This is a genomic window from Nocardia sp. NPDC019219, assembly GCF_040632645.1.
Classification (GTDB): Bacteria; Actinomycetota; Actinomycetes; order Mycobacteriales; family Mycobacteriaceae; genus Nocardia; species Nocardia sputorum.
Genome location: NZ_JBEYCG010000021.1, coordinates 22,539 through 45,328 on the forward strand (window position 1 = coordinate 22,539; position 22,790 = coordinate 45,328).

A 22,790-nucleotide genomic window follows, 5' to 3' on the forward strand; every position below is an offset into this window, starting at 1 on the left:
AAGACCCGCACGCCGACTTGTCCTGCGTCACGGTTTGCCGCGCGTGTACGGGGCTATCGTCGAGACATGACTAGCGGCACGGCAACGACGGCGGACCATCTGCGCGCAGCACTCGACGGACCCTGGGCGGCCGTCCGGGAGGAAGCCCGGACGCTGCTGGCCGGGGACGAGTTCACCGCCGATCCCTATCAGGACTACAAGGCCGCTCGGGCGCGGGTGCTCGAGCAGATGAAGGCGATCTCCACGATGGGGTTCGCCGAGCGTGGCTTCCGCCGGGAGAACGGCGGTACCAGTGAGCCTGGCGCCGCGGTGGTCGGTTTGGAGATGCTGGCGTACGCCGACCTGTCGCTGTGGGTGAAATCCGGGGTGCAGTGGGGGCTGTTCGGTGGCGCCGTGGAGAACCTCGGCACCGAACGGCACCGGGAGTACATCGAGCGCTTGATCTCGCTGGATCTGCTCGGCTGCTTCGCCATGACCGAGTCGGGCCACGGCAGCGACGTCGCGAACCTGGAGACCACGGCGACCTACGACCCGGACACCCAGGAGTTCGTGGTGCACTCGCCGACGCCGTCGGCGCGCAAGGACTACATCGGTGGCGCGGCCGAGCACGCCCGGATGGCCGCGGTGTTCGCGCAGCTGATCACGCGCGGCGAGAACAAGGGCGTGCACTGCCTGCTGGTGCCGATCCGCGACGAGAACGGCGCCGACCTGCCCGGCGTCACCACCTATGACGACGGCCTCAAGGGCGGCCTGCCCGGAGTGGACAACGGGCGCATCGTGTTCGATCACGTGCGGGTGCCGCGGGAGAACCTGCTCAACCGCTACGCCGACGTCGCACCGGACGGCACCTACAGCTCCGAGATCGAGAACCCCAGCCGCCGGTTCTTCACCACGCTGGGCACCCTGGTGCGCGGGCGGGTCAGCGTCGGCGGCGCCGCGGCCGCGGGGGCGCGAGTCGCCCTGAGCATCGCGGTGCGCTACGCGCTGCAGCGCCGCCAGTTCTCCGACCCGGACACCGGTGTGGAGACCGTGCTGCTGGATTACCGCAGCCATCAGCGCCGTCTGCTGCCGCTGGTCGCGAAGTCCTACGCGCTCGCGTTCGCGCAGAACGACCTGGTGCGCCGGATGCATCTGGTGCAGACCGGTCAGAACCTCGAGGCGGGCGCGCAACGCGCGCTGGAGAAGCGCGCCGCGGGTCTGAAGGTCGCGCAGACCGCCCACGCCACCCGCGCGATACAGGAATGCCGCGAGGCGTGCGGCGGCGCGGGTTATCTGACCGAGAACCGGCTGGTTACGTTGAAGGCGGACACCGACGTGTTCACCACCTTCGAGGGCGACAACGTCGTGCTCACCCAGTTGGTCGCCAAGGAACTGCTCACGTCCTACGCCGACGAGGTGCGTGACCTGGACGCACTGGGCTGGGTGCGTTTCGCCGCGACCATGGCCGGAGACGTCGTGCGCAAGCGGTCCGGCGTGCGCCAGCTGATCCAGACCCTGCGCGACCGCGGCGACGACTCCATCGACGAGGGCGACCTGTCGCGCCGGGCGGTCCAGCTGCAGTTGTTCGCCGACCGCGAGGACTACCTGGTCCGCACCGCGGCGCACCGGCTGCGCGCCAGGGCGGAGGAGACCGGTCCGTTCGAGGCCTTCAACAACGCCCAGGACCACATCCTGGCCGCCGGCTCCGCGCACATCGACCGGCTGGTGCTCGAGGCGTTCATCGAGGGCATCGCCGACATCGAGGATCCGGACGCGCGCGAACTCGCCGACTGGATGTGCGACTTGTTCGTCTACACCACCATCGAGGAGAACCAGGCCTGGTACATCATGCACCGGTTCATGTCGGTGGATCGGGCGAAGGCAGTGCGCCGCGGCGTGAACGAGCTGGTCGACCGGCTGCGCCCGCACGCGCTGACGCTGGTCGAGGCCATGGGCGTGCCGGAGCCGATGCTGCGCGCGGCCATGCTCGATGACGCGAGCGTCTTCCAGCGGGCCCAGCCCATCCCGGCCTCGTCGTAGCGGCCGGGCCGTCGCACGCGTTCGCGGCCGATCAGCCCGGTCCGTACGCCCCGAGCGCGGTGACCAGGAACCACAGCACCCACACGAAGGCGATAACCATGCCGATGGCCAGGACGGTGCGCATCACCGCGCGGCCCAAGTCGAGGTCGCCGGACTCCCGCGGATACAGCTTCCACGGGCTGTACCACGGCGCGCGGACGACGAAGCGGGACGCCTGCGCCTCGCGCTCGGCCTGCGCGAGTTCCTCCGCGTAGGCCTCCGCTTGGGCCTGGTTGGGGCCGCCGTGCCAGAGCGTGATGTCGATCGGGCCGAGGAAGCCCTCGTTGAGCAGTTCCTGCGGCGCGGGCAGATAGGGCAGGATACCCAGGCCGCGGAACGCGACGGCGACGTCGTTGGCCGTCCAGAGAAACTTCTCCTCGGTGGCGAGCGCGTCGAAGTAGTGCCGCAGCCGACCCGGGTCGTCGCCGATGATGACGTCGAAACTCGGATCGGCCCACCGCTGCTCGAGCTGCAGCTGGGCGCCCGGCAACGGGACGAGCAGCGCGACGCCGTGCACGACGCGCTGCCCCAGACCACGGGCGGCCAGCCATTCCTGCAACGCGAAGGTGTGCTCGCGCGACTTGTCCAGCGGTGTGCGGCGATCACGGCTCTCGGTCGCGACCGGCTCGCCGTTGATGGTCCACTCGCCGTTCAAGGGGACCTCGAGGACCCCGTCCTGGCGGGCGACCAGCGCGTCGGCTTCGATCACCACGCAGCTGGTCGGCGTCCAGATCACCGCGTCGAACTGGTGCAGCCGATCCTTGTGGAACAGGCCGCAGGTGATCGTCGCGACACCGTGCGGACTCGAGGAGTCCTTCCAGGTGCGCAGCCAATCGATCAGCGTGCGCTCGGCATTCGTTCCCGCGGCGTTCTGGACTCGCACGAGCATTGGCGGCCACCCTTCACGTCGACACTCGACAGTGGACAGGATACGAGGTGCCGCAACGGATTCGCCGCGCCCGTGCCGAGCGGCGGCGTGTCGGACGCGGCCCGGCGGACGCGCTACTCCGAGTCCGCGGCTTCGATCCGGCCCGCCCGCACCGCCTCGACCAGTTCGGCATGGTCGGCCTCGGTGCGGTCGGCGTAGCGCACCGCGAACGCGGCCACCGCGGCGTCGAAGCGCTCGTCGCCGCCCAGGTATCCCGAGAGCAGCCGCGGATCCAGCGAACGGGAGTGGGCCCGGGCCAGCAGTGCGCCGGCCAGCCGTCCGTAGTCGTCGAGATCGTCGGCGGGTAGTTCGGCGGGATCGATGCTGCCCTTCATATTGCGGAATTGCCGGACGATGAACGGCAGTTCGGTGCCGTCGCCGGTCGGATCGAGGGAGGTCCAGCCCAGCAGGATGTCCGACTCGGCCTGGACCAGCCTGGCGCCCTGCACGATTCGCTCACCCTCGTGCCGCACGGTGGGCGCGGGCAGGAACGGGGCGAGCGCCGCCGGGGCGGCCTGCTTCACCTGCAGGACCAGTGCCTCGCCGTCGTTGCCGTGCAGCAGCGCGAGGTAGCTGTGCAGGCCGACGCTGCCGGTCCCGACGATCCGGAAGGCGACGTCGGACACCGCGAATCGAGTCAGCAGGGTGCGCCGCGACTCGGGCAGGGTGCCCGCGTAGCGCTCGAGCCCGCCGATCACCGCTTCCGCGACGTGCTCGTCCACCGCGGTGAGAATCGGGGGATCGCTGACGAAGCGGTGCTTGCGGATTCCGGTCTGGTGATCCTCGAGGTGCTCGGTCCACTTGGCGACCACTTTGGCGCTGGTGTTCTTGCGCGCCTTCTTGGCGGCCTTCTTGAAGTCGTCGAGCAGGGCGTCGGCCTTGGCGCGGGCGATCACCGACTCGTCGGGCAGCGCGCACCAGGACGCCATGAACGGCATCGCGGCCAGTTCGTCCACGGCGAGGCGGTAGGAGCGGGCGGCGTCGCGCGCCGCGGTGCGGCATTCGTCCTCGTCGGCGCCCGCCTCGCGCCCGGCCAGCACCAGGCCGGCCGCGAGGCGCTCCAGATCCCACTCCCACGGGCCGGGCACGGTCTCGTCGAAATCGTTGATGTCCATGATGATCTCGCCGCGTGCGGTGCCGTACAGGCCGAAGTTCGCCGCGTGCGCGTCACCACACAGCTGGGCGGTGAGCCCACTGTCCGGGCCACCGGCCAGATCGGCCGCCATGAGACCCGCCGCGCCCCGGTAGAAGGTGAACGGCGAGGCGATCATCCGCCCGATCCGCAGCGGGATCAGGTGCGGTAGCCGGCCTGCGTTGCTCGCCGCGACGAAGTCGAGCACCCCGGGGCGCCGCACGCTCGTGGCCTCCCGGTCCCTGACGATGACCGGAACCCGCTGACGCAAGGCCCGTCCGCGGGCCAGGATCTCCTCCGCCGGCACGTAGGAGCGCAGGTCGATACCACTGTCTGACACAACGGCTCAGGCTAGCCGGTGCGGTCCCGTCTCGCGGTGTGGTCTCGCACTCACTGCGCGGGAATGCGGGGCGGCGCCGGCTCGATCGGCAGGCGCAGCGCGCCCGGCGCCGCCGCGGGCACCGTGGGATGCGCCGGGGCCACCGGAGCGATGCGCCGGTAGGGCGACCCCGGTTCCGGCCTGGGATCGGGTTCGCCGCGGTTGGGCCAGAACGCCATCGCGCGCTCGGCCTGCGCGGTGATCGTCAGCGACGGGTTCACGCCGAGATTGGCGGTCACCGCCGAGCCGTCCGCCACATGCAGGCCGGGATGGCCGTAGACCCGCTGGTACGGGTCGACCACGCCGGTCTGCGGGCTGTCGCCGATCACGCAGCCGCCGATGTAGTGGGCGGTGGCTGGAATGTCGAACACGTCCATGATCAGCCCGTGGGTGTCGCCGTCGACCTTCGCGCCGAAGCGCCGGCCGATGTCGTGGGCCAGCGGGATCCAGGTCGGGTTCGGCTCGCCGGTGCCCTGCCTGGTGCGCAGCCGCCCGCGCCGGCGGTACGAAGTCAGCGAGTTGTCCAGCGACTGCATGATCAGCAGGATGACCGACTTCTCCGAGGCGTGCCGCGCGTCGAGACTGCGCAGGAACACCAGGGGGTGCAGCACGATCGCCAGCAGGAACCGCAGGAAGCGGAACGCGCCGCCGTCCACGATGGGCACCGACATCGGGAACAGGGCGTTCTGGCCCTTGCCGTAGTGACACACCTCGACGTGGGTGTCCGGCTCCGGGTGGATCGAGGAGGTGATCGCGATGCCCTCGGCGAAATCACGGCGGGCGCGGCTGACCACGTTCAAGATGGCCTCGGAGTTGCTCCGGGTCAGTTCGCCGAGCCGGGGCGACAAGTGCGGCAGCGCACCGTCGTCCCGCATCTTGTGCAGCAGCTTCTGGGTGCCCAGCGCGGCCCCGGCGAACACCACCTGCTCGGCGGTGAAGGTTCTGCTCTGCTTGCGGATCCAGCGATCCGGCCGCTGGGTGTCCACGGCGTACCCGCCGCCGGGCAGCGGCCGCACGGCGGTGGCGGTGGTCAGCGGGTGCACCTGCGCACCCGCCTGCTCGGCCAGGTGGAGATAGTTCGTGGTGGTGGTGTTCTTGGCGTTGTGCGGGCAGCCGGTGAAGCAGCGCGCGCAGTGCACGCAGCCGGTGCGGCGCGGGCCCGCGCCGCCGAAGTACGGGTCGTCGACTTCCGTGCCGGGATCACTCTCGTTGAAGAACACGCCGACCTCGGTCGGGTGGTAGGTGTCGGCCACGCCCAGGTCCTCGGCGATCTCCCGGATCACCTCGTCGGCCGGGGTCGTGCGCGGATTCGGCGCGACACCGAGCATCCGCTTGGCCTGGTCGTAGTACGGCGCCAGCTCCGCGCGCCAGTCGGTGATGTGGGCCCACTGCCGATCGGTGTAGAAGTTCGGCAGCGGTTCGTAGAGCGTGTTCCCGTAGATCAGCGAGCCGCCGCCGACGCCGGCGCCGGAGAACACGGCGCACTTGCCGAGCAGGCTGATCCGCTGCGGCCCGGTCAGGCCGAGGCGTGGAGCCCAGATCGATTTGCGCACATTCCAATTGGTGCGCGGGATGTCCTCGGGGCGCCATCGGCGGCCTGCCTCGAGCACGCCGACCCGGTAACCCTTCTCGGTGAGCCGCAGGGCGCTGACGCTGCCGCCGAAGCCGGAACCGATCACCACCACGTCGTAGTCGAATGCGGACATGACTTCCTCTCGCTCACCGGCCACACGGTGAGAAATTCTTCATATCATTCTGTCACCGCCGCGCTGTGGCGGAAACCATCCTCGCATGGGCGCGCCGCGCCGCTGTGCGGAAAATCGGCGCGTGGAGATGGCGGGAACCGGGGTCGGTGGGGTATGCACGGGTCGTGACAACCGACTCGGGCACAGCGCAACCGGAGGAGAGCGCCGCCGACGGCGCGGGGCGAGGCGTGTTCGCCGACCGCGTCCTGACCGTGCCGAACGTGCTCAGCGTGCTGCGGCTGCTCGGCGTTCCGCTGTTCCTGTGGTTGCTGCTGATCCAGCGGGCCGATGGCTGGGCGTTCGCCCTACTGGTCGCCAGCGGCGTCACCGACTTCCTGGACGGCAAGCTCGCCCGGCTGCTCGACCAGTCCTCGCGGCTGGGGGCGCTGCTGGATCCGTTCGTGGACCGGCTGTATCTGGTCACCACGCTGGCGGCCTTCGTGATCCGTGGCCTGATGCCGTGGTGGGTGGCGGCGCTGCTGGTCGTCCGCGACCTCGTGCTCACCGCCACGCTCTCGGTGTACAAACGCCGCGAACTGCCCCCGCCGGAGGTGATCTATCTGGGCAAGGCGGCCACTTTCGCGCTGATGTCCGCGCTGCCCTGGCTGCTGGCCGGGCAGATGGATTGGGCGGCCGCCGGTTTCGGGCGGGCTTTCGGCGGGGCACTGCTGATCTGGGGCACCGCGGTCTATCTCTGGACCGGCGTGCTCTATACCGGCAGAGCCATCGCGATCGCAAGAGCGATACCGGCTGTGGGGCACCGGACGGCGTAGCCGATAGAGTTTGCGTGCAACGTTCAAACGAAAGGACGGCCTGTGACCCAGACCCCCGACGATCTGCGCTACACCGAGGAGCACGAGTGGGTACGCCGGATCGCACCGACCCGGGTGCGGGTGGGCATCACCGACTACGCCCAGTCTCAACTCGGTGACGTTGTGTTCGTGCAGCTGCCCGAGGCGGACGCGGACGTGGCCGCCGCGGACAGTATCGCGGAGGTCGAGTCGACCAAGAGCGTGTCCGACATCTACGCCCCGCTGAGCGCGAAAGTCGTTGCGGTGAACGACTTGCTGAACTCGGAGCCGGAGACGTTGAACACCGATCCCTACGGTGACGGGTGGCTGTTCGAGTTGGAGGTGGCTGACGCGGCGAGTCTCGACGTGACACTCGGTGAACTGCTGGATGCCGCAGGTTATCAAGGAGTTATCGGGGGCTGAAGCAGCCTTCCCAGTTCTACCTGCACGGGTGCGGCCCGGCAGGGTACGGTCAATGCCAACAGATGCACCCGGCGGTCGTGCCGGGAATCTAGAGACTCGACGGCAGGTCGTGGTACCAGAGGTATCACCTGCTTGCAGGGATAATCAGGTTCGAGGAGGAGAGAAACGGTGAGCGAGAACAAAGACCCGGGTTACGGGGAGACCGCGGCCGAGACGACGTCGGTCTTCCGCGCGGATTTCCTGAACGAGGTCGACGCGTCGCGCTCCGGAGAGCCGACCGGCGAGCAGCCGGTCCAAGGGGTCGAGGGTCTGCCCGTTGGCGCGGCCCTCCTGGTCGTCAAGCGCGGCCCGAACGCGGGCTCGCGGTTCCTGCTGGATCAGCCGACCACGTCGGCGGGGCGCCACCCCGACAGTGACATCTTTCTCGACGACGTCACCGTCAGCCGTCGGCACGCCGAGTTCCGTCAGGACGACGATTCGTTCCAGGTCGTCGATGTGGGCAGCCTGAACGGCACGTATGTGAACCGGGAGCCGGTGGACTCCTCGGAACTGCAGAACGGTGACGAGGTCCAGATCGGCAAGTTCCGGCTGGTGTTCCTCACCGGGCCGCGCGCCCAGGTGACCGACTCGTCGGCGGGCGCGGGGAGTCTATGACAGCGTCGGCGCCGGGTCGCGCCCACTCATGAAAGGCTCGGAGTCATGAAGGACCCAGCGCTGTGACCGGTGCGGCGCAGTGGGCACGCGGAGGAATGTCGATCGGCTCCGTGCTCGACCTGCTGCGCCCCGACTTTCCCGACGTCACCATCTCCAAGATCCGCTTCCTGGAAGCGGAGGGCCTGATCCGGCCGGAGCGGACGCCTTCGGGCTACCGCAGGTTCTCCGTGGCCGATGTGGAACGGCTGCGCTTCGTACTGACCGCGCAACGCGATCAGTACCTGCCGTTGAAGGTGATCAAGGAACAGCTCGAGGCAATCGACAGCGGTGCGGCGACGCTCGGCGTGCGGGAAGCCCGCGCCCGAGCGCATTCCGTCCGGTCCGGGGCGCCGGATTCCGGGCGCGGCACGCCGGAGGCCGGACCGGCCGCACCGGATTCCGATCGTGGCGTGCGCCCGGTGGCCGCGCCTCGCCGGCTCGGCGTCGTGCCGAGCGAGATCTCCCCGGATGATCTGCGGTTCGATCACGAAATCCGGATCACCCGGGCCGATCTGCTCGATCAGGCCGGGATCGAGGAGAAGTTCCTCAACGACCTCATCCGGGCCGGCCTGATCACGCCCGGTCCGGCGGGGTACTTCGACGCGGACGCGGTCACGCTGGCCAAGACCGCCCGGGCGATGGCCGAATTCGGTTTGGAGGCACGGCATCTGCGTGCGTTCAAGCTGGCCGCCGACCGGGAGGCCGCGCTCGTGGCGCAGATCGTCGCTCCGATCGCGAAGAGCCGGGACGCGGATGCGCGCGCCCGTGCCGAGGAGACGGTGCGCGAACTGGCCGCGCTGTCGCTGACCTTGCACACCTGTCTGGTGAAGTCCTCGGTCCGGGGCTCGCTCGGGGGCTGACTCCCGGCGGGCCTCCGGTCCGGAGGTTTCGGCGACCCAACACGGTGATTTCGGCTGTGCAGACGGATCGCTGGACCGGTGCGGGTTCGCCTAGACTCGTGGTACGGCGAGCTCTGCAGCGGTCATGCCGGGCCGGCGGCGAGTATGGGAGGCAGTGCGATGAGCGAAATGCGCGTGATCGGCATCCGTGTCGAGCAGCCACAGAACCAGCCCGTGCTGTTGCTCCGGGAAGTGGCGGGTGACCGGTATCTGCCGATCTGGATCGGGCAGGCCGAGGCGACGGCGATCGTGCTGGAACAGGAGGGGGTGACCCCGATCCGCCCGCTGACGCACGACTTGATCAAGATCCTGATCACCGAGCTGGGGCACACCCTCAAGGAGGTGCGGATCGTGGATCTGCAGGAGGGCACCTTCTACGCCGATCTCGTCTTCGAGAACGATCTGCGGATTTCGGCGCGGCCGTCGGATTCGGTTGCGATTGCCTTGCGGGTGGGTTGCCCGATCCATGCCGAGGAGTCGGTGCTCGAGGAAGCCGGCCTCGTGATGCCGGATGAGCGCGAGGACGAGGTGGAGAAGTTCAAGGAGTTTCTCGAGTCGGTGTCCCCCGACGACTTCAAGGCGACCGATAGCTGAAGTAGAGGTCGAGACTTTCCCCGCGCGTCGCGTTTGGCTCGATGACGCCGCTCCCTGGACAATCGTGGGGAGTAATCTCGACAGTTGGGCCACGACCGTTTCGGCCGAATCCGCACCGATTCGGTCGGTGACGGAGCCGGGTCATCGATGAGGCTGGGAATGCGTCGGCGAAGCAAGGGAGTGGTCAGTGGCAGAGCAATCGCAGGATGTGGTACAGCCAGGCCTGTTCCCCGACGATTCGGTACCTGACGATCTGGTCGGCTATCGCGTTCCCAGTGCGTGCCAGGTGGCCGGAATCACCTACCGGCAGCTCGATTACTGGGCGCGCACCGGTCTGGTGGTGCCCTCCATCCGGAGCGCCGCGGGTTCGGGGAGTCAGCGGCTGTACTCGTTCAAGGACATCCTGGTCCTGAAGATCGTCAAGCGGTTGCTCGACGCGGGCATCTCGCTGCAGAACATCCGGATCGCGGTCGATCATCTGCGCAGCCGCGGCGTCCAGGATCTCGCGGGCATCACCCTGTTCTCCGACGGCACCTCGGTCTACGAGTGCACCTCGGCCGAGGAGGTCGTCGATTTACTGCAGGGCGGGCAGGGAGTCTTCGGAATCGCGGTCAGCGGCGCCATGCGCGAACTGACGGGCGCCATCGCCAATTTCCCCGCGGAGCGCGCGTCGGCGATCACCGAACGCCCGGAGGACGAGCTGTCGTTCCGTCGGAAGGCGCGGATGAACCGCAAGACGGGCTAGAATTCGCCCAGTCCAGCGGGAAACACCGGGAACGAACGCTTCCACGGCCGGGTGAGGCGGGCAGCCGCCCCGGCCGTGGTGTGCGACAGCGCCGTTGGCGGCGGGACGAGGGGCGGGCAGCGAGAAGGGGGGCGCCGTGCAGGCAGGCGACATCACCGGATTGGTCGGGCCGATCGGCCGGATCGACGCGTTTCCGACCGTCGACGAACTCGACGCGTTCGCTGACGCGCTCGCCGCGGGTCATCCCGACCGGGTCTCGATCACCGAACTCGGCCGGTCTCGTGGCGGCGGTCCGATCCGCGAGGTGACCGTCGGATCGGGCGACCGCCACATCCTGGTCTTCGGCAATCCGCACCCGAACGAGCCCATCGGCATGGCCACCATTCGCCACCTGCTGGGCCGGATGGCCGCCGACGAATCGGTGACCGTGGGCGCCACGTGGCATTTCCTGCTGTGCGTCGACCCGGACGGAACGCGGTTGAACGAGGGCTGGTTTCCCGGGCCGCACACCAGGACCCGCGTCGCGCGCGGCTTCTACCGGCCGCCCGCCGTCGAACAGCCCGAATGGTGCTTCCCGACCGAGTGGCACGGCCGGCGCGTCGGGGTGCCGCTTCCCGAGACCGAGGCGATGATGTCGCTGATCGATCGGACCCGGCCGGCGTTGATCGCCTCGCTGCACAACGCGGAATTCGGCGGTGGTTTCTTCTATACCTCCGGCGGCGACCCCGGGTACTGGTCCGCGCTGACGGCCCGCCTCTCCGCCGCCGATGTGCCGATCTACCAGGGCGAACCCGATGCGCCGGGCGCCAGGACACTGGCCCCCGGCGTCTTCGAACTGCCGCGCTTCGAGGCGATGGCCGATCTGCTCGCGGCCCAGGGCCTGGACGCGGTCACCGCGCTGGGCGGGGGCGGCTGCCGGGACTACGCGGCGCGCTACGGCACGGCGATCCTGGTGTGCGAACTGCCGCTGTGGGTCGACGCGCGGATCGGCGACGGTTCGGCGGGCGACCGCGTGCTGGGCGACCTGCTCGACGCCACGGCCGCCGATTATCGAGCCATGGCCGAGGTCGCCTCGGAGGTGCTCGCCCGCGTCGAGGGCGAGTTGAGCGGCCGCAGCCCGTTCGAGCGGTCGGTGCGCGCGCTGGTCGCCGGGCTGCCGGGTCTCGCGGTGAGCAGACAGACTGTGCCGGAACGGGATCGGATCGCGACCAGGGGCGAGATCTTCGTCGGGCAGTACGACTGGACCGCGATGCTGCGTCTGCGGCTGGGCGGCATGCTGCTGCGCCTGCTGGAGGACGAATACGCGCGCGGCGCGGCGCCGGTGCTGGCAGCCGAACGGGACCGGTTCGCCGCGATCTTCGAGCAATGGTGCGCGGACGTGGAGCAGAACGCACCAGGTGTCGCGGTGCCGCTGGCTCGTCTGGTGGGCATTCAAGCGGAGTCGATCATGCTGGCCGCGACGAGGCTGCGGGCGGGGTTGGCGATCTGACGGCGCTGGTCGCTCGAGTGACCAGAACAACACGGCGCGGGCGGGGTCCCGTGGCGCGCTGCGGCGTGGCGTCGGCATAAACTGACGGTGCGTCGCCGCCGTGCGGGAGAGTCTCGGTCTCGAAAAGAGCCCGAGCGCCGAAGGAGCAGCACCTCCCCGTCAATCTCTCAGGCAAAAGGACCGTGCGGGCTTCGGCGCCTCTGGAAAGCGGTGGCTTCGAGCTGCCCGCCCATGGGGAAAGGGTCTCGGCCACCGGTCGCGGCACCCGAATCTCTCAGGCGCCACGACAGAGGGGGAGGGCCGGTACCCGTCGACCGCCTGGCCGACCCCGCCCGACCTTGGGAGCTGTTGTGACTCGCTCATTCGCCGACCGCCATATCGGACCCGACCGGGAGGAACTGGCCCGGATCCTGGACGTCGTCGGCGTGGCGTCGCTGGACGACCTGGCCGCGGCGGCGCTGCCCGCGAGCATCTTGGACGGTACGGGCCTGGCCGGGCTGCCCGCGGCGGGTTCGGAGCACGAGGTGCTCGCCGAACTCGCGGAACTGGCGCACTCCAACACCGTGGCCACCTCGATGATCGGGCTCGGCTACTACGACACGCTGACCCCGCCGGTGCTGGTGCGCAACCTGCTGGAGAATCCCGCCTGGTACACCGCATACACGCCGTATCAGCCCGAGATCAGCCAGGGCAGGCTCGAGGCGCTGCTGAACTTCCAGACGATGGTGTCGGAGCTGACCGGCATGGACGTCGCCAACGCGTCCATGCTGGACGAGGCCACCGCCGCCGCCGAGGCGATGACGCTGCTGCGTCGGGCGAGCAAGGCGAAGTCCCGGCGACTGCTGATCGACACGGATCTGTTCCCGCAGACCAGAACGGTGCTCTACACCCGGGCCGAGCCGCTCGACCTGGAGATCGTGGAGGCGGACCTGTCCACCGGCGAGTTGCCCGACGGCGAGTTCTTCGGTGTCCTGGCGCAGACGCCGGGAGCCTCCGGTCGCGTCCTGGACCGGACCGGTCTGATCGCGGCGGCGCACGAGCGCGGCGCGCTGGTGGCGATCGGCGCGGATCTGCTGGCCATGACCCTGATCACGCCGCCCGGTGAGCAGGGCGCCGACGTGTGCTTCGGCACCACCCAGCGCTTCGGCGTCCCGCTCGGCTTCGGCGGCCCGCACGCCGGATACCTCGCGGTGCGGCAGGCGCAGGCCCGCCAGCTGCCCGGCCGCTTGGTCGGCGTCTCGGTGGACGCGGACGGCGCGGTCGCCTACCGGCTGGCGCTGCAGACCCGCGAGCAGCACATCCGCCGGGAGAAGGCGACCTCCAACATCTGCACCGCGCAGGTGCTGCTGGCCATCGTGGCCGCGATGTACGCCTCCTACCACGGCGCCGGCGGATTGCGGGCGATCGCCCGCCGGGTGCATGGGCACGCCGCGGCGATCGCGGCCGGGCTGGACGGCGCGGTCGTGCACGACAGCTTCTTCGACACCGTGCTCGCGCATGTGCCAGGAGGCGCGGAAGCCGTTGTGGCCAAAGCCAAGTCGCGCGGCATCAATCTACGCCTGGTAGACGCCGACCACGTCGGCATCGCCTGCGACGAGGCGACCACCGAGGCGCATGTGGCGGCCGTGCTCGAGTCTTTCGGCACCGCGGTGTCGACCGAGTCCGGTGCGTCCGCGCCGGTCGCGGCGATCGAGAACCGCACCTCGGAGTTCCTGAACCACCCCGCGTTCACGAAGTACCGGACCGAGACGGCGATGCTGCGGTATCTGCGCGCGCTGTCGGACAAGGACATCGCGCTGGATCGCAGCATGATCCCGCTCGGCTCGTGCACCATGAAGCTCAACGCCGCCGCGGAGATGGAGTCCATCACCTGGCCGGGCTTCGCGCGCGTGCATCCCTACGCGCCGGTCGAGGACGCGCCCGGCCTGCTGAAGGTGATCGCCGACCTGGAACGCTGGCTGTCGGACATCACCGGGTACGACTCGGTGAGCCTGCAACCGAACGCGGGCAGCCAGGGCGAGTACGCCGGGCTGCTGGCCATCCGCCGCTATCACCTCGACCGCGGTGACACCCATCGCGACACCTGCCTGATCCCGTCCAGCGCGCACGGCACCAACGCGGCGTCGGCGGCCATGGCCGGGCTGCGCGTGGAGGTGGTCAAGTGCCGCGCCAACGGCGACGTCGATCTCGACGACCTGCGGGCCAAGATCGCCGATCACGCCGATCGGCTGGCCTGCATCATGATCACCTACCCGTCCACGCACGGCGTCTACGAGCACGAGGTGGCCGAGTTGTGCGCGCTGGTGCACGACGCGGGTGGCCAGGTCTACGTGGACGGCGCCAATCTGAACGCCTTGGTCGGCCTGGCCCGGCCGGGCCGGTTCGGCGGCGACGTGAGCCACTTGAACCTGCACAAGACCTTCTGCATCCCGCACGGCGGCGGCGGTCCCGGCGTCGGGCCGGTCGCGGTGCGTGCGCACCTGGCACGCTACCTGCCCGGCGATCCGCTGGAAGCGGGATCGCACGCGGTGTCGGCGGCGAAGTACGGCTCGGCCTCGATTCTGCCGATCACCTGGGCCTACATTCGCATGATGGGCGCCGACGGGTTGCGCCGCGCCACGCTGTCGGCGATCGCCTCGGCGAACTACATCGCGCGGCGGCTCGACGAGTACTTCCCGGTGCTCTACACCGGCGAGCACGGCATGGTGGCCCACGAGTGCATCCTGGACCTGCGCGAGATCACCAAGCAGACCGGCGTCACCGTCGACGATGTGGCGAAACGCCTCGCGGACTACGGATTCCACGCGCCGACCATGAGCTTCCCGGTCGCCGGAACCCTGATGGTCGAGCCCACCGAGAGCGAGAACCTCGCCGAGCTGGACGACTTCATCGAGGCGATGATCGCCATCCGCGCCGAGATCGACCAGGTCGCCGCGGGCGTGTGGCCGGTGACCGACAATCCGTTGCGCGGCGCGCCGCACACGGCGGCGTCGCTGGTGGGGGAGTGGGAGCACCCCTACAGCCGGGAAGTCGCCGTGTATCCGCGCGGGCTCGCGCATGCCCGGGCGAAGGTGTGGCCGCCGGTGCGCCGGATCGACGGCGCCTACGGCGACCGGAACCTCGTGTGCGCCTGCCCGCCGCTGGAGGCTTACGCGGGCTGAACCGCCGGCTCGGGGCGTACCCCGCGGTCATCCCGCGGCAGCCGCCTTCGCGTAGGTGTTCACCAGGTCCGGCCAACCGCCCGCGCTGCCGACCGCGTCGTGCATGGATTCCCAGCCGGGGCCGTGCTTGTCGAAACCTGAGTGCACCAGCGTGACGGCGGTTCGCTCGGGAGCGAGGGCCGAGAAAGTGACATCGACGCGGCTGGCGCGCTCCGGATCGGGCTCGTGCTTCCAGTCCAACCCGATCTCCCAGGAGAACGCGAAATGGGTGGGCGGCTGCCACACGAGCACGGTTCCCCACGGGCATTCGGTGCCGTCCTCCTCACGGCCGAGGCAGCGGCCGCCCACACGCGGCTCGATCACCTCCTCGGTGAGCCGGCCGGTGCCGATGTGGTGCTCGCGCGGCCACCAGCTGTCGATGCCGGCGGTGAACACCTCGTACGCGGTCTCGATGGGTGCGTCGATGACGAGTTCGACGCGCACGTCCTTCTCGCTGGCCTGCTGTGTCATGACTGCTCCTCGCTGGTGGCTCGTTTTTCGGTGGCCCGCCGGTTCGCTTCGTCCTGAAAAGCCGACATGGCGGCCGTCCAGAAGTGCGTGAAATACGCGCGCAGCGCGTCGATGCCGGTGGGATTCAAGCGATAGACCCGGCGCGTGCCGACCGCCTCGTGGGTCACCAATCCGGCCTGTTCCAGCACCTTGAGGTGCTGGGAGACGGCGGGCCTGCTCACCGGCAGGCTCTCGGCCAGCTGTCCTACCGCGCACGGCCCCTTGCCGAGGCGTTCGAAGATCGCCCGCCTCGTCGGATCGCCCAGTGCGTCCAGTGCCGCATCTCGGTAAGTCCCCACGAACCGTAAGTCTAAACTTACCAATGCGGAATGTCTACGACGCCGGGCGAGTGACGTATGTGAATTCCGGCGGTAGCGGTCGAAAGGGCCGGGACTACGGTGTGGTGAGCGCTTGAACCACGGCGTTGCCGAAGCCGATGTCATCGGAGGTGGCCAGCCGGGTGTAGTGGCCACCGGTCTGCTGCGCCAGGGCCTGGAGTGTCTGGGTGCCGCTGCCGCCGAGCACGATCACGTCGACGCGGACGGGGCGGGCGCTGTCGGTCGCGGCGGTGATGTCCGCGGCGAGTTGGGTGCCGGTGACCGTGGAATCGTCGTCGGGTCCATCGGTGATCAGCAGCACCGAATTGGTGCGGCCCCGCGTGTACCCGGCCACCGCGCTCTTGTACGCCGCGATCAGGGAAGGATACGCCTGGTCGGCCTTGGTTTCGCTCGGGCGCACCGAGGTCAGCGCGGTACTGATCTTCGTCCGCTGGTCGGCACCGAGCGGGGCGGTGGCGGCCGCCACCCGGTACGGGGTGTTGCCGTCGAGGTTCTTGCCGAAGGTCCACACGCCGAGGCCGAAGTCGGGCGGCATCACCGTCATCGTGGAGTTCAGGGCGGCGAGGACGTTCGCCAAGCGCGTCGTCGTTCCCTCGGCGGTTCCCATCGACGCGGACACGTCGACGAGGACGGTCGATTGCACACCGAGCACGGGATTCGCCAGCGTGGCGCGCACTTTGTCGAGTGCGCCACGCGCCGGGGCGGCCGCGGCGGCCGGCGGCGCACTGCCGAAGCCCGCCGCGAGGAAGGCCTGCGCCTGCTCGGGCTTGCGCAGGTAGTCGGTGAACCGTCCGGCGATGAGGTTCTGCGTCTTGTCCACCCAGGCGCCGGACATCAGCGCGGCCGGGTAGTCGGCCACGGGTGCGGACCCGGCGGGGTGGAAGGCGGCGACGCCGGCGACACCATTCAGTTGCTGTTCGGTTGCCGCAATCGCGTGCACTGGCGCGTCCTGTGTCGTGATCTCCGCCAGCGCGGCCGCGGTGTCGGCGGACTCGGGGGCGTCGGCGGCGAGTCCGGAGATCGCGGCGACCACCTGACCGGACTGTGCGGCCTGCTCGCTCAGCGGCTCGGCGCCCGAGACCGCGGATCCGACCGCCGCGGCCGCGGCCAGCGTGGCGTCACCCGAGGGAAGAGCCATCCGCAGTCCGCCCCACCCGCTGAGCCCGATCTCGCCGAGTGAGCCCTGCTGCAATTGCGGCAGATCCGCCCACGACACGTCGGCCTGCTCCAGCGCGCGCCGCAGGTCTTCCGGCACCGCGAGCACGATCGGGCTGGCGGCGATGGACACCGGCGTGCCCTCGATCAGGCCGGGGACGCGCATGGACTCGATCGAGCGGGTCGAATCGGCGATCCACAGCGCCGGCTGCGGGCCGAGCGCCTGGTCCCACGGCTTGCCGCTGGTGAACGCCGCGACGACCGCCGCGGAGGGCCGCGCGGTCACCTCGACCTTGGCGCAGTGGTCGCGCACTTTCGGCTGGGTGGCGTTGTAGCCGTCCGCGGCGGCCCGCACCTGCGCCGCGATGCTGGGATCGGCCGTCACGTAGAGCGTCGCGGGACCCTCCACGCATTCGGCTGCCGCCGCGCTGTCCTGATCCGCCGCGCGATCACGCAGCTGGAACCAGCCGACGACGATCGCGGCCAGTAACGCAATGGCAACCACCGCGATAACCGGACCTTTGCTGACGCCCCGGGACCTGGTTCCGCTGCGATGAGTGCCCACGCGCTCAGTGTATGGTCACCCGCTCGGCGCGAATTCCGCGAGGCTTCCCCCGACCGGCACGCGCGGGAACCGCATCCGGGAGTGCCGCCGTCGCACCCGGAACGGCGCGACGGCGGGACTTCAGTGGCGGATCACTCGTCCGCGGTCGAACTCGTGCCCTCCCCAGACACCCGACTGCCCGGTGCGCGCGGCGAAGTCACCGCACGCGTCCCGGATCGGACAGCGTGCGCACACTTCGCGGGCGTAATCGAAGTCTTGTGACGGGTACGGGAACCAGGCTTCGTGGTTGGGGTCGCCGCGGCAGGCCGCCCGGTGCCACCCTCGGGAATCCGAGAGCGGGAGCAGGTCGGCCAGGGTCAGCTCCGCGACGGCGGTGGTCTCGGTGCGCGTCATCGCGATCGTCTCCTTTCTCGGGTCGTGGTCAGGTCGCGGCGAGTTGCTTCCAGATCCGGCGCTGCTGCCTGACCTGATGGGTGGGGGCCTTCGGTTCCCAGAGCAGGCGCATGCCCGCCTCTTCCGGGGTGCGGTCGGCCTTGGCCGCGTTGCACGGCGCGCAGCAGGCCACGAGATTGCTCCAGGTGTTCGGGCCGCCCCGCGACCGGGGCCGGATGTGGTCCACGGTGCGTGCCCACCCGGCGCAGTAGCCGCACCGGTTCCGGTCGCGGCGCAGCACACCCGCCAGCGTGGCCCTGCTCTCGTCGTGTACCAGCACGGTGTGCTCCAGGTAGACGTAGCGCAGCAGCCGAATCGTCTGCGGCAGCGCGATTTCCATGTGTCGCGACCGGATGGGGAAGTGCGGCTCCCGGTCGGCCACCGACTCCGCGGCTCCGGCGACCAGCAGCACCACGGCCCGGTCGGCCTTGACCTCGTCGAGCGCCTCGTAGGAGGCATTGAGGACGAGGACCCCGGTGTGTATCCAGTTGTCGGCGGTTATCGCCGCCTGGTCGGCGGCACGGAGGAACGTCATGGGAATCACCATGTTTCATGCGGAATCGAGCGAAGGAGAACGGGATACGGCGATCAGCCGATGGCCTGGAGGCGGCTGTGATCCGATTCGCCGTGCCGTGCGCGCATCGGCCTGCCGAACGTGCCGCCCGTGGCCGACGCTTGCGCCGCCCAGCTCGCCGTTCGCTTGGTCGTCTTCGAATTCACTGCCGCCCTCCTCTCACTGCTCGGGGGCCACCTCGAGGCGGTGGCCGGTGCCGAAACACATGGTGGCACAGCGCACCCGCCGTTGTCGGGTCATTTTTCGGCAGTGCGCGGCAGGGGTACGCGGGGTCAGGCCGGTCGCAGCTCGGCGGCGCCGAAGGAGACGTTGAACCGGTCGCACCAGATCGCGACGCTGGTCAGCCGGGCCAGGTCGGCGTCGGCGGGGATGGCGTAGTTCTGGCTTCCCCGGTTGCCTTTGAGCTTGCCCAGGTCGGTGTGGAGGCCGTCGTCGAAGACGAACCAGCCGTCGCGGCCCTCGCGCACCGGCGCGTCGGTGAGCCACACGTGCAGGTCGGGTCCGTCGGAGGTGTCGAGGTTCTCCACGCGCAGCACTCTGCTGCCGTCGGGCAGCCGCAGGATCACCACGCCGCCGGAGGTCGCGTGCTCGTGCGAGACGAACGTGCCCTGGGCGAGCGTGCGGGGCTGTGCGTCAGCGCCGCCCGGCGCGGGCGTCGCGGCGACCGACGGCGCGGCCTCCTCGACGGTGGTGTCGGTGAACAGCCGCCAGGGCTGGAACACGGCCAGTCCGACGCCCAGCGCCGCCACCAGCAGCACCGCGAAGACCCACGTGATCGGCGATCGAGCGATTCCGCGTGCGGACGCCATGGCTTCTCCTCGGAGCGTCGTCGAAAGGGCCGGTGCTCGCCCCCGTCCGATTATGGGGGCGAAGCGGTGGCGGCGTCGACGGAACGGATCGGCGTCATCCGAGCGGGGACCGGCCGAGCAGGACGCGGCCGGTGAAGTGGGTCTGCTTGGCACGGGGCAACGGGTGGAACAGACAGCCGTGCACGTCGCGGTAGCGCATCTCGAGTTCGCAGGTGCGGGAATAACCCAGGCCGCCGACGGTTTCGATGGCCGAGCGCACGGTGCGCACGAGCGCGTCCGCCGCGGCGGTCTTCCGGCTGAGCGTCCGGCTCGCGTGCTGATCGGTATCGGCGAAACGCAGGTTCTCCGACGCGGCGAACATCGCGTCGACGAGGTCGCCCGCGGCGGTGTGCGCGGTGGCCATCTCACCCGCCAGCTGGACGGTCGGCGCGTCGGCCCGCCCCGCCGCCAGCGTGGTCGCGAGGTCGACCGCGCCATCGGCGATGCCGAGATAGGCCGCCATCACCAGCGGCATGGCGGCGCCGAGCACGACGTTCAGCAGTGGCGGCCAGACGGTGGCGGGACGGGCCAGTGACACCGCCGCGTCGGGCACGAACACGTCCTCCAGCACGACGGTATGCGAACCGGACGCACGCAGGCCGAGGGTGTCCCAGGTGCGCTCGATCCGCACGCCGTCGGCGGCGAACGGTACGGCGCAGTGCAGCACCTGCGGGCCTTCCGGTGCGTCGTCCCAGCGCACGCTGGTCACCAAGACGGTGCCCGCCTCGCATCCGCTGGCCGGGGCTTTGCGCGCGTGCACCCGGTAGCCGCCGTCGACGCGCTCGGCGCGGCCGTTGGAGCCGACCCAGTCGGAGGCGCCGGTGCTGACCAGGATCGCGCCCGCGAGCACCTTGGCGAACAGCGGTGCGGCGTCGATGCCGTGGTTGTGCCGCCACACCTGGGCGGCGACCAAGTGGGTGTGCATCGCGAAGGCGACCGCGGTGGAGGGGTCGTGACGACCCAGTTCGCGTAGGATCTCGCCCATCTCGCGGTGGGTGACGCCGCCACCGCCGAACTCGGCGGGCACGAGGGCCGCGGACAGTCCGCTCTCGCGCAGCAGGTCGAACGCGGCGAGCGAGATCTCCCCGGAGCGGTCGCGTTCGGCGACTCCAGGACGAAGGGTCTCGCCGACGCGGCGTGCGCGGGCGATCCAGTCGATGGCGGTGGTGTCGGTGCTGGCAGGAGCTGTAGTGGTCATGTTTCGAAACTAAGAACGGCCGCGATAACCGGATAGTGCAGAAAGTGGACCTCGCCGGTCCAGAAACGAGACCCCGTCCGCGAGGTGCCATGACGACTCCGCCGCCGAGTTACGGCCAGTACTGCCCGATTTCGCGCGCGCTCGACCTGGTGGGCGAGCGCTGGTCGCTGCTGATCCTGCGCGACCTGCTGCTGGGCACCACCCGGTTCAACGACCTCGCGCGCGGCCTGCCCGGTCTGTCGCGCAGCCTGCTCGCCAAACGCCTGCGGCAGTTCGAACGGGCCGGGCTGGTGGAAAGGCCGGCGGGGGAATACCTGCTCACCGACGCGGGGCGGGAGCTCGAGCCGATCCTGTTCGGCCTCGGCGAATGGGGCGCGCGCTGGAGTTTCGGCGCGCCGCGCGCGGACGAGCGCGACCCCGCCCTGCTGGTGTGGTGGATGCACACACGAGTGGACACCTCGTCGTTCCCCGGGCGTCGGCACGTCCTGCTGGTGCGCTTCACCGACGACTCGCGGCGCTTCTGGATCGTGGTCGAGGCGGGCGTGCCCTCGGTGTGCGAGTCCGACCCCGGCTATCCCGTGGACGTCGCGATCGGTGCCGACGTCGCCTCGCTCTACCAGGTGTGGCTGGGGCGGCTGCCGCTGGCGCACGCGCTGCGGACGGGCCGGGTGACGTTCACCGGCCCGCCCGCGCTCACCCGCCGGATGCCGTCGGTGCTGCGGCTCAGCCCGGTGGCCGGGTACGTGGACACCTCGCACAAGGACGCGACGGCCCGACGCGCGTCCTGAACCCGCGCGCCGACTTCAGAGGTTCCCGACGACGTGCTCGAGGCGCCGGGCGACCAGCTCGCGCGCCTTCTCCCGCAGCGCAGGCCGGTATCCGCTCGGATACACCGGGTCGGCCGGGGCGTAGTCCTTCAGCACCTCTTTCGCGAGCGTGATCTTGTGCACCTCGGTGGGGCCGTCCGCGATGGCCATCACCTCGGCGTAGGTGAGCATGTCGACGAACGGCAGATCCTGGCTGACGCCCAGTGCGCCGTGCAGGTGCAGCGCGCGCTGGGCGATGTCGTGCATCACCTTGGGCATGGCGACCTTGATGGCGGCGATGTCCTTGCGCACCTTCTTGTAGTCCTGCTCCTTGTCGATGCGCCACGCCGTACGCAGCACCAGCAGCCGGAACTGCTCCATCTCGATCCAGCTGTCGGCGATGCGTTCCTGGGTCATCTGCAACCCGGCCAGTGGCCCGCCGCGCATCGGACGAGAGACCGCTCGCTCGGCCATCATGTCGAACGCCTTGCGGACCATGGCGACCGTGCGCATCGCGTGATGCACGCGGCCGCCGCCCAGCCGCGTCTGCGCGACGACGAAGCCGTCGCCTTCCGCGCCGAGCAGGTGATCGGCGGGGACGCGGACGTCGGTGAACCGCAGATGGCCCTCGTGCTCGCTGAATCCGGCGACGTGATAGTTCTTCACGATCTCCAGGCCGGGAGCGTCGGCGGGCACGATGAACATCGACATGCCCCGATACGGACTCACCTCGGGGTCGGTCACCACCATGACGATGTGGAAGGCGGCGAACTGCGCGTTGGAGTTGAACCACTTCTCCCCGTTGATCACCCAGTGGTCGCCGTCGCGCACCGCGCGGGTCCGGAACAGCGTCGGGTCCGAACCGCCGGTCGGCTCGGTCATCACGTAGCAGGAACCGATCTCACCGGCCAGCAGCGGCTCGAGGTAGGTCTTCTTCTGCTCCGGCGTGCCGTAGTGCGCGAGGATCTCGGCGTTGCCGGAATCCGGTGCCTGGCAACCGAATACCGACGGCGCCCACACCGACGTGCCGAGCACCTCGTTGAGCAGGGCCAGCTTCATCTGACCGTAGCCGGGACCACCCAGTTCGGGTCCGAGGTGGCAGGCCCACAGGCCCTGGTCCTTGACCTGCTCCTGCAGCGGCCGCAGCAGCGCCGTGGCCTCGCGGTCGGTGCGGTCGTACGGATTGGGGTAGAGCAGGTCCAGCGGCTCCACCTCGGTGCGGACGAACTCCGCCGCCCAGTCCAGTTTCCGCTGGTACTCCGGATCGGTCTCGAAATCCCAAGCCATG

22 protein-coding genes and 1 riboswitch are annotated in these 22,790 nt (G+C 69.8%); of the genes, 10 read left to right on the plus strand and 12 right to left on the minus strand.

Annotated elements, in window-relative coordinates; all coding sequences use genetic code 11:
* The first annotated feature begins 66 nt into the window (after positions 1-66).
* A complete protein-coding gene (locus ABZ552_RS30145) occupies positions 67-2,019 on the plus strand; it encodes an acyl-CoA dehydrogenase (RefSeq protein WP_281873600.1) in 1,953 nt (650 codons plus the stop codon).
* A 31-nt stretch (positions 2,020-2,050) separates the two neighbouring features.
* Here the strand turns inward: ABZ552_RS30145 and ABZ552_RS30150 are convergent, their stop codons facing one another.
* The 3 genes from ABZ552_RS30150 to ABZ552_RS30160 all read right to left on the minus strand — a co-directional run bounded on the left by ABZ552_RS30150 (position 2,051) and on the right by ABZ552_RS30160 (position 6,203).
* The gene (locus ABZ552_RS30150; protein WP_281873598.1) at positions 2,051-2,947 is read right to left on the minus strand and encodes an NERD domain-containing protein; all 897 of its coding nucleotides are present in this window, start codon (positions 2,945-2,947) and stop codon (positions 2,051-2,053) included.
* 113 nt (positions 2,948-3,060) lie between these two features.
* Positions 3,061-4,458: a DUF2252 domain-containing protein gene (locus tag ABZ552_RS30155; RefSeq protein ID WP_281873596.1), complete on the minus strand. Its 1,398-nt coding sequence runs from the start codon at positions 4,456-4,458 to the stop codon at positions 3,061-3,063.
* Between the two features lie 50 nt (positions 4,459-4,508).
* On the minus strand, positions 4,509-6,203 hold the full coding sequence (locus tag ABZ552_RS30160; protein ID WP_281873594.1) for a GMC family oxidoreductase: 1,695 nt from the start codon (positions 6,201-6,203) through the stop codon (positions 4,509-4,511).
* 164 nt (positions 6,204-6,367) lie between these two features.
* Between ABZ552_RS30160 and ABZ552_RS30165 the strand changes: the two genes are divergently transcribed.
* The 8 genes from ABZ552_RS30165 to gcvP all read left to right on the plus strand — a co-directional run bounded on the left by ABZ552_RS30165 (position 6,368) and on the right by gcvP (position 15,037).
* Positions 6,368-7,015, plus strand: coding sequence for a CDP-alcohol phosphatidyltransferase family protein (locus tag ABZ552_RS30165; protein WP_281873592.1), 648 nt, complete (start codon positions 6,368-6,370; stop codon positions 7,013-7,015).
* 42 nt (positions 7,016-7,057) lie between these two features.
* Positions 7,058-7,456 carry a glycine cleavage system protein GcvH gene (gene gcvH / locus ABZ552_RS30170; protein WP_281873591.1) on the plus strand — a complete coding sequence of 133 codons (399 nt, stop codon included), beginning with the start codon at positions 7,058-7,060 and terminating at the stop codon, positions 7,454-7,456.
* A 168-nt stretch (positions 7,457-7,624) separates the two neighbouring features.
* Positions 7,625-8,110 carry an FHA domain-containing protein gene (locus ABZ552_RS30175; RefSeq protein WP_043690204.1) on the plus strand — a complete coding sequence of 162 codons (486 nt, stop codon included), beginning with the start codon at positions 7,625-7,627 and terminating at the stop codon, positions 8,108-8,110.
* 95 nt (positions 8,111-8,205) lie between these two features.
* Complete coding sequence (locus ABZ552_RS30180) at positions 8,206-9,009, plus strand: MerR family transcriptional regulator (protein ID WP_281873589.1); 804 nt, start codon at positions 8,206-8,208, stop codon at positions 9,007-9,009.
* Positions 9,010-9,168: 159 nt separating this feature from the next.
* Positions 9,169-9,642 (plus strand): bifunctional nuclease family protein, encoded by a 474-nt coding sequence (locus tag ABZ552_RS30185; RefSeq protein WP_040866482.1) that lies wholly within the window; start codon positions 9,169-9,171, stop codon positions 9,640-9,642.
* Positions 9,643-9,829: 187 nt separating this feature from the next.
* Complete coding sequence (locus ABZ552_RS30190) at positions 9,830-10,387, plus strand: MerR family transcriptional regulator (RefSeq protein WP_039797830.1); 558 nt, start codon at positions 9,830-9,832, stop codon at positions 10,385-10,387.
* A 136-nt stretch (positions 10,388-10,523) separates the two neighbouring features.
* The gene (locus ABZ552_RS30195) at positions 10,524-11,876 is read left to right on the plus strand and encodes a M14 family zinc carboxypeptidase (protein WP_281873585.1); all 1,353 of its coding nucleotides are present in this window, start codon (positions 10,524-10,526) and stop codon (positions 11,874-11,876) included.
* A 93-nt stretch (positions 11,877-11,969) separates the two neighbouring features.
* Positions 11,970-12,069: riboswitch (glycine riboswitch) on the plus strand.
* A gap of 157 nt (positions 12,070-12,226) precedes the next feature.
* A complete protein-coding gene (gene gcvP, locus ABZ552_RS30200) occupies positions 12,227-15,037 on the plus strand; it encodes an aminomethyl-transferring glycine dehydrogenase (protein ID WP_357441369.1) in 2,811 nt (936 codons plus the stop codon).
* Positions 15,038-15,064: 27 nt separating this feature from the next.
* On the opposite strand, the gene ABZ552_RS30205 is transcribed toward gcvP, so the two are convergent.
* From ABZ552_RS30205 to ABZ552_RS30240, 8 genes are all read right to left on the minus strand, one after another.
* On the minus strand, positions 15,065-15,547 hold the full coding sequence (locus ABZ552_RS30205) for an SRPBCC family protein (protein WP_281873582.1): 483 nt from the start codon (positions 15,545-15,547) through the stop codon (positions 15,065-15,067).
* Positions 15,544-15,885, minus strand: a complete 342-nt coding sequence (locus tag ABZ552_RS30210; RefSeq protein WP_281873580.1) for a metalloregulator ArsR/SmtB family transcription factor — start codon at positions 15,883-15,885, stop codon at positions 15,544-15,546. Before ABZ552_RS30210 ends, ABZ552_RS30205 begins: the two co-directional genes overlap by 4 nt.
* 94 nt (positions 15,886-15,979) lie before the next feature.
* Positions 15,980-17,584, minus strand: coding sequence for a VWA domain-containing protein (locus ABZ552_RS30215; RefSeq protein ID WP_281873579.1), 1,605 nt, complete (start codon positions 17,582-17,584; stop codon positions 15,980-15,982).
* Positions 17,585-17,764: 180 nt separating this feature from the next.
* Entirely contained in the window at positions 17,765-18,037 is a 273-nt protein-coding gene (locus ABZ552_RS30220; protein WP_063019924.1) for a WhiB family transcriptional regulator, read from the minus strand.
* A 28-nt stretch (positions 18,038-18,065) separates the two neighbouring features.
* A complete protein-coding gene (locus ABZ552_RS30225) occupies positions 18,066-18,611 on the minus strand; it encodes an HNH endonuclease (protein ID WP_281873577.1) in 546 nt (181 codons plus the stop codon).
* Between the two features lie 53 nt (positions 18,612-18,664).
* Entirely contained in the window at positions 18,665-18,796 is a 132-nt protein-coding gene (locus ABZ552_RS30230) for a hypothetical protein (protein WP_281873576.1), read from the minus strand.
* A 126-nt stretch (positions 18,797-18,922) separates the two neighbouring features.
* Positions 18,923-19,459, minus strand: coding sequence for a DM13 domain-containing protein (locus tag ABZ552_RS30235; RefSeq protein ID WP_281873575.1), 537 nt, complete (start codon positions 19,457-19,459; stop codon positions 18,923-18,925).
* A 94-nt stretch (positions 19,460-19,553) separates the two neighbouring features.
* Complete coding sequence (locus ABZ552_RS30240) at positions 19,554-20,696, minus strand: acyl-CoA dehydrogenase family protein (protein ID WP_357441373.1); 1,143 nt, start codon at positions 20,694-20,696, stop codon at positions 19,554-19,556.
* An 89-nt stretch (positions 20,697-20,785) separates the two neighbouring features.
* On the opposite strand from ABZ552_RS30240, the gene ABZ552_RS30245 reads away from it, so the two are divergent.
* Positions 20,786-21,484: a helix-turn-helix domain-containing protein gene (locus tag ABZ552_RS30245; protein ID WP_357441375.1), complete on the plus strand. Its 699-nt coding sequence runs from the start codon at positions 20,786-20,788 to the stop codon at positions 21,482-21,484.
* Between the two features lie 15 nt (positions 21,485-21,499).
* Here the strand turns inward: ABZ552_RS30245 and ABZ552_RS30250 are convergent, their stop codons facing one another.
* On the minus strand, positions 21,500-22,789 hold the full coding sequence (locus tag ABZ552_RS30250; protein ID WP_281873571.1) for an acyl-CoA dehydrogenase family protein: 1,290 nt from the start codon (positions 22,787-22,789) through the stop codon (positions 21,500-21,502).
* Position 22,790 lies beyond the last annotated feature (1 nt).

Excerpts from the sequence above, each read along its gene's own strand:
- ABZ552_RS30145 (WP_281873600.1), top strand. The coding sequence starts at position 67 with ATGACTAGCGGCACGGCAACGACGGCGGACCATCTGCGCGCAGCACTC.
- ABZ552_RS30150 (WP_281873598.1), bottom strand. The coding sequence starts at position 2,947 with ATGCTCGTGCGAGTCCAGAACGCCGCGGGAACGAATGCCGAGCGCACG.
- ABZ552_RS30160 (WP_281873594.1), bottom strand. The coding sequence starts at position 6,203 with ATGTCCGCATTCGACTACGACGTGGTGGTGATCGGTTCCGGCTTCGGC.
- ABZ552_RS30180 (WP_281873589.1), top strand. The coding sequence starts at position 8,206 with ATGTCGATCGGCTCCGTGCTCGACCTGCTGCGCCCCGACTTTCCCGAC.
- ABZ552_RS30185 (WP_040866482.1), top strand. The coding sequence starts at position 9,169 with ATGAGCGAAATGCGCGTGATCGGCATCCGTGTCGAGCAGCCACAGAAC.
- ABZ552_RS30205 (WP_281873582.1), bottom strand. The coding sequence starts at position 15,547 with ATGACACAGCAGGCCAGCGAGAAGGACGTGCGCGTCGAACTCGTCATC.
- ABZ552_RS30220 (WP_063019924.1), bottom strand. The coding sequence starts at position 18,037 with ATGACGCGCACCGAGACCACCGCCGTCGCGGAGCTGACCCTGGCCGAC.
- ABZ552_RS30225 (WP_281873577.1), bottom strand. The coding sequence starts at position 18,611 with ATGACGTTCCTCCGTGCCGCCGACCAGGCGGCGATAACCGCCGACAAC.
- ABZ552_RS30235 (WP_281873575.1), bottom strand. The coding sequence starts at position 19,459 with ATGGCGTCCGCACGCGGAATCGCTCGATCGCCGATCACGTGGGTCTTC.
- ABZ552_RS30240 (WP_357441373.1), bottom strand. The coding sequence starts at position 20,696 with ATGACCACTACAGCTCCTGCCAGCACCGACACCACCGCCATCGACTGG.
- ABZ552_RS30245 (WP_357441375.1), top strand. The coding sequence starts at position 20,786 with ATGACGACTCCGCCGCCGAGTTACGGCCAGTACTGCCCGATTTCGCGC.
- ABZ552_RS30250 (WP_281873571.1), bottom strand. The coding sequence starts at position 22,789 with ATGGCTTGGGATTTCGAGACCGATCCGGAGTACCAGCGGAAACTGGAC.